5 protein-coding genes are annotated in these 3,391 nt (G+C 64.6%); all 5 read right to left on the bottom strand.

Annotated elements, in window-relative coordinates; genetic code table 11:
* Positions 1 to 607, bottom strand: a 607-nt coding sequence (locus tag IMZ11_RS41935; protein WP_228649060.1) for an FAD-dependent oxidoreductase, incomplete at its 3' end; no start/stop codon positions are given.
* Positions 604 to 828 carry a ferredoxin gene (locus IMZ11_RS41930; protein WP_137149008.1) on the bottom strand — a complete coding sequence of 75 codons (225 nt, stop codon included), beginning with the start codon at positions 826 to 828 and terminating at the stop codon, positions 604 to 606. The genes IMZ11_RS41935 and IMZ11_RS41930, both read right to left, overlap by 4 nt.
* 126 nt (positions 829 to 954) lie before the next feature.
* A complete protein-coding gene (locus tag IMZ11_RS41925) occupies positions 955 to 2,259 on the bottom strand; it encodes an IS256 family transposase (protein WP_006242318.1) in 1,305 nt (434 codons plus the stop codon).
* 620 nt (positions 2,260 to 2,879) lie between these two features.
* Positions 2,880 to 2,990, bottom strand: a complete 111-nt coding sequence (locus tag IMZ11_RS46875) for a type II toxin-antitoxin system ParD family antitoxin (protein WP_337954196.1) — start codon at positions 2,988 to 2,990, stop codon at positions 2,880 to 2,882.
* A partial coding sequence (locus IMZ11_RS41920; protein ID WP_228649058.1) for a Fic family protein occupies positions 2,975 to 3,391 on the bottom strand: 417 nt, incomplete at its 5' end. The genes IMZ11_RS46875 and IMZ11_RS41920, both read right to left, overlap by 16 nt.

Below are 3,391 nucleotides of genomic sequence, written 5' to 3'. Positions count from 1 at the left end.
CGATCACCCCGCCGAGCGGACCGACCAGCGGAGCGCTGGAGCGCTCGGCGACCGTCACGTCCAATCCGAGATCACGGCAGACCGAGGCCATCTCGGAGCCGATGAAGCCCGCGCCGACAATCAGAACCCGCTTCGGACGCGCCTTGAACGCCTCCTGAATTTTGGCGGCGTCATCGCTGGTGCGCAGCGTGTACAGGCCCTTGAGCTTGCGCTCTTCGGGGTTGAACCACGCGCGGGACCGGACCCCGGTGGCGATCAGCAGCCGGTCGTAGGGCACCTTGTCGCCGTTGGCCAGCACCACTTCCCGGTTGTCGCGGTCGAGTCGGGTCGCTGCGACGCCGAGCCGCCAGTCGGCATCGATCGCCCTCAACCGGGGCAGCTTGGTATTGCCGGCGGGCACCCATCCCTTGAGCACCTGCTTGGACAGCGGCGGGCGGTCATAGGGCTCGTGCACCTCGTCCCCGATGATGGTCAATGACCCGGTGAACCCCTCGTCCCGCAACGCTTCCGCGGCGCGCAGTCCGGCCAGCGACGCCCCGACGATCACGATCCGACCCTCGGCCTTGAAGGTGCTGACCAGCTCGTCGATCAGCGGGTAGTCGCTCACTGGGGGGTCCTGGCCGTCGCATCGGCGGGGGGATCCATCTCGGCGATGATGGCCTGCACCGGGCACGACGCTACGGCCCGCGCGACCTGCTGGCGTTGCGAGTCGTCGGGGTTCGGGTCGTAGGCGAGGGCTTCCTCGCCGTTGAGTTGCAGCACCTCCGGCGCCAGCGGGACGCATTGCGCGTATCCCAGACACCGGTTCAGGTCGACGACAATACGCATGCTGATCCGGCTCCTTCTCAACCGACGCTGAGGGCTGGTCGGCGCAATCCCCACTCCGGGAGGAGGTGCCTGACGCTACGGTAGATAGCAGCCGAGGAATTGTCAATACCTGTGGATCGGGGTGTTTCAGGCGACCTCCGTTTCGGTTGATTCGGCCGGCTCGGGCGGTGTGATGTCGGCGGGGCGTTCGAGTAGCTTGCCTTTGTGGAAGACGGCGCCGGCACGGACGAGGGCGACCAGGTGGGGTGCGTTGACTGCCCGCCACCGGGCTTGTGCGGCGTCGATAAGCTTGTAGGCCATGGCAATTCCGGCCGCGCGGGATCCCGGCCCCTTGGTGACCTTCGTCCGCAATCGCACGGTGGCGAAGGTTGATTCGATCGGATTCGTGGTGCGCAAGTGGATCCAGTGTTCGGCTGGGTATTTGTAGAACTCCAACAGCACGTCGGCGTCGTCGACGATCTTGGCGACCGCCTTGGGGTACTTGGCGCCGTAGTCGATCTCGAAGGCCTTGATCGCGACCTGCGCGTGGTCGAGGTCCTCGGCGTTGTAGATCTCCCGCATCGCCGCGACCGCACCGGGTTGCGCCGATTTGGGCAGGCAGGAAAGGACATTGGCCTGTTTGTGAAACCAGCAGCGCTGCTCGCGGGTAGCCGGGAACACCTCGCGCATCGCCTTCCAAAAGCCCAGTGCACCGTCACCGACGGCCAACACCGGGGCGATCATCCCGCGGCGTCGACACGACCGCAGCAGATCGGCCCACGACTCGGTCGATTCTCGATACCCGTCGGCCAGGGCGACGAGTTCCTTGCGGCCATCGGAGCGGACCCCGATCATCACCAACAGGCACAGCTTCTCCTGCTCGAGGCGGACCTTGAGGTGAATGCCGTCGACCCACAGGTAGACGAAGTCAGTGCCCGACAGATCCCGGGCCCCGAAGGCCTTGGCCTCCTCCTGCCACTGGCTGGTCAGCCGTGTGATCGTCGTCGCCGAGAGCCCGGCACTGGACCCGAGGAACTGCTCCAAGGCCGGCCCGAAGTCACTGGTCGACAGGCCGTGCAGGTACAGCAGCGGCAGCACCTCAGTCATCTGCGGGGACTTGCGCGCCCACGCCGGCAGGATCGCCGAGGAAAACCGCTGCCGCTCACCGGTATCGGCGTCGATACGCTTGTCGTTGACCCGCGGCGCGGTCACCGCCACCGCGCCCGCGGCGGTCAACACCTCACGCCCGGCGTGGGAGCCGTTGCGGACCACCAGCCGGCGACCGCTCTCATCGAGCTCACCGGCGTGGGCATCGATGTAGGCGGCCACCTCAGCCTTCAGCGCCGCGGCCAGCATCTGCCGGGCGCCGTCGCGCACGATCTCATCCAACAACGACCGACCACCGCCGTCATTGGCGTTGGCCTCATCGGTGTCGTGAACTACGGTGAGCATGGGCGTACCTTCCCAACCAGCGCGTCAACGCCGGTCTTGATCAGAGAACCTTGGACTTCAGATCATCCCCGGGAAGGTGCGCCCACTTTCATGCCGCCCCACCGAGGGTCATCCACAGGTTCTGATCATTGCTCCTCCCGGGGCTGAGCACGGGCTACATCGAGACGCTTCCCAGCTATCGGCAACTCCTGCGCCTCGCTGAGGCTATACGACTGCCATCTGCGTTTCCAGCACAGGAGTCGCCGCCCACGGCAAATTATTATCTCGCCGTCAACGTGGCGTGATTGGCTGACCCATGGGCAATTCCGGCGGTGATACCGCCATGCGAGGTCGGCATGAGACCCAACGACTGGACTGATGAGTGCGGTCAAGGGCATGACAAACCCACCCACGTCCTACACATGTGCAGCCCGATCCGACTCGTACTTCCACTGCGTACACATGTAGCGCTCGTCCTGAACAGTTGGGCAGCTCAGTTCTTGGTGTTAGTTACAGATAACATCCGATCCTCTGCGCGTAACCGTCAATGCCGAGAGTCGGGACCGTTTGCGCGGTGTAGTTCTGGAGGGCGATCCGAAGATGCGCGTGTCGCAGGGCCTGTTCTATCAATTCCGATCGGTTCAAGACTGTCCCTGCCCCACCTCAATAATTCCACATCCAGAGCCAAAGTCGTCGAAATCGAACGGTGTGGCCTCGCCGCTGCGTTCACCGGCGATCAACGCCTGGCGCACCGCATCCAACCGGCCTCACGAAGTCGACTGCGTAGCAACGTCTTCACCCCATCGTGCTCGCCATAGACGTAGGCCCTCGCCAGTAGGTCGTTGAATGTCCTGGCCACACTGGGGTCGTCGTCATCGACGGGGATCGTCAGGAGGATGCCTGCGCCGGAACCGATGAGCAGGCTGTTGGCGACGAAGACGGCGGTGCGTTTGTTGCCATCCTCGAACGGCTGGGCCGTGGCAAGTTCAACGAACAGGTCTAGCGCGTTCTCCTGGACCTGTGTGCTGCGGGTCGCACTGTCGAGCAAGGTCTGCAGTTCGTCCTCGGTCAGGGCGGCGGGGGTGTGGCGACCGTAGGCTGTGCTTACCCCGATGGCTTGTTCCTGGGTGCGCAGTTGGCCTGGATGCAGTGC

The organism is Microtetraspora sp. AC03309, from assembly GCF_020826795.1.
Taxonomy (GTDB): domain Bacteria; phylum Actinomycetota; class Actinomycetes; order Streptosporangiales; family Streptosporangiaceae; genus Microtetraspora; species Microtetraspora glauca.
Note: the sequence above shows the minus strand (reverse complement) of the source record. Positions and strands in the feature narration are given on the sequence as shown.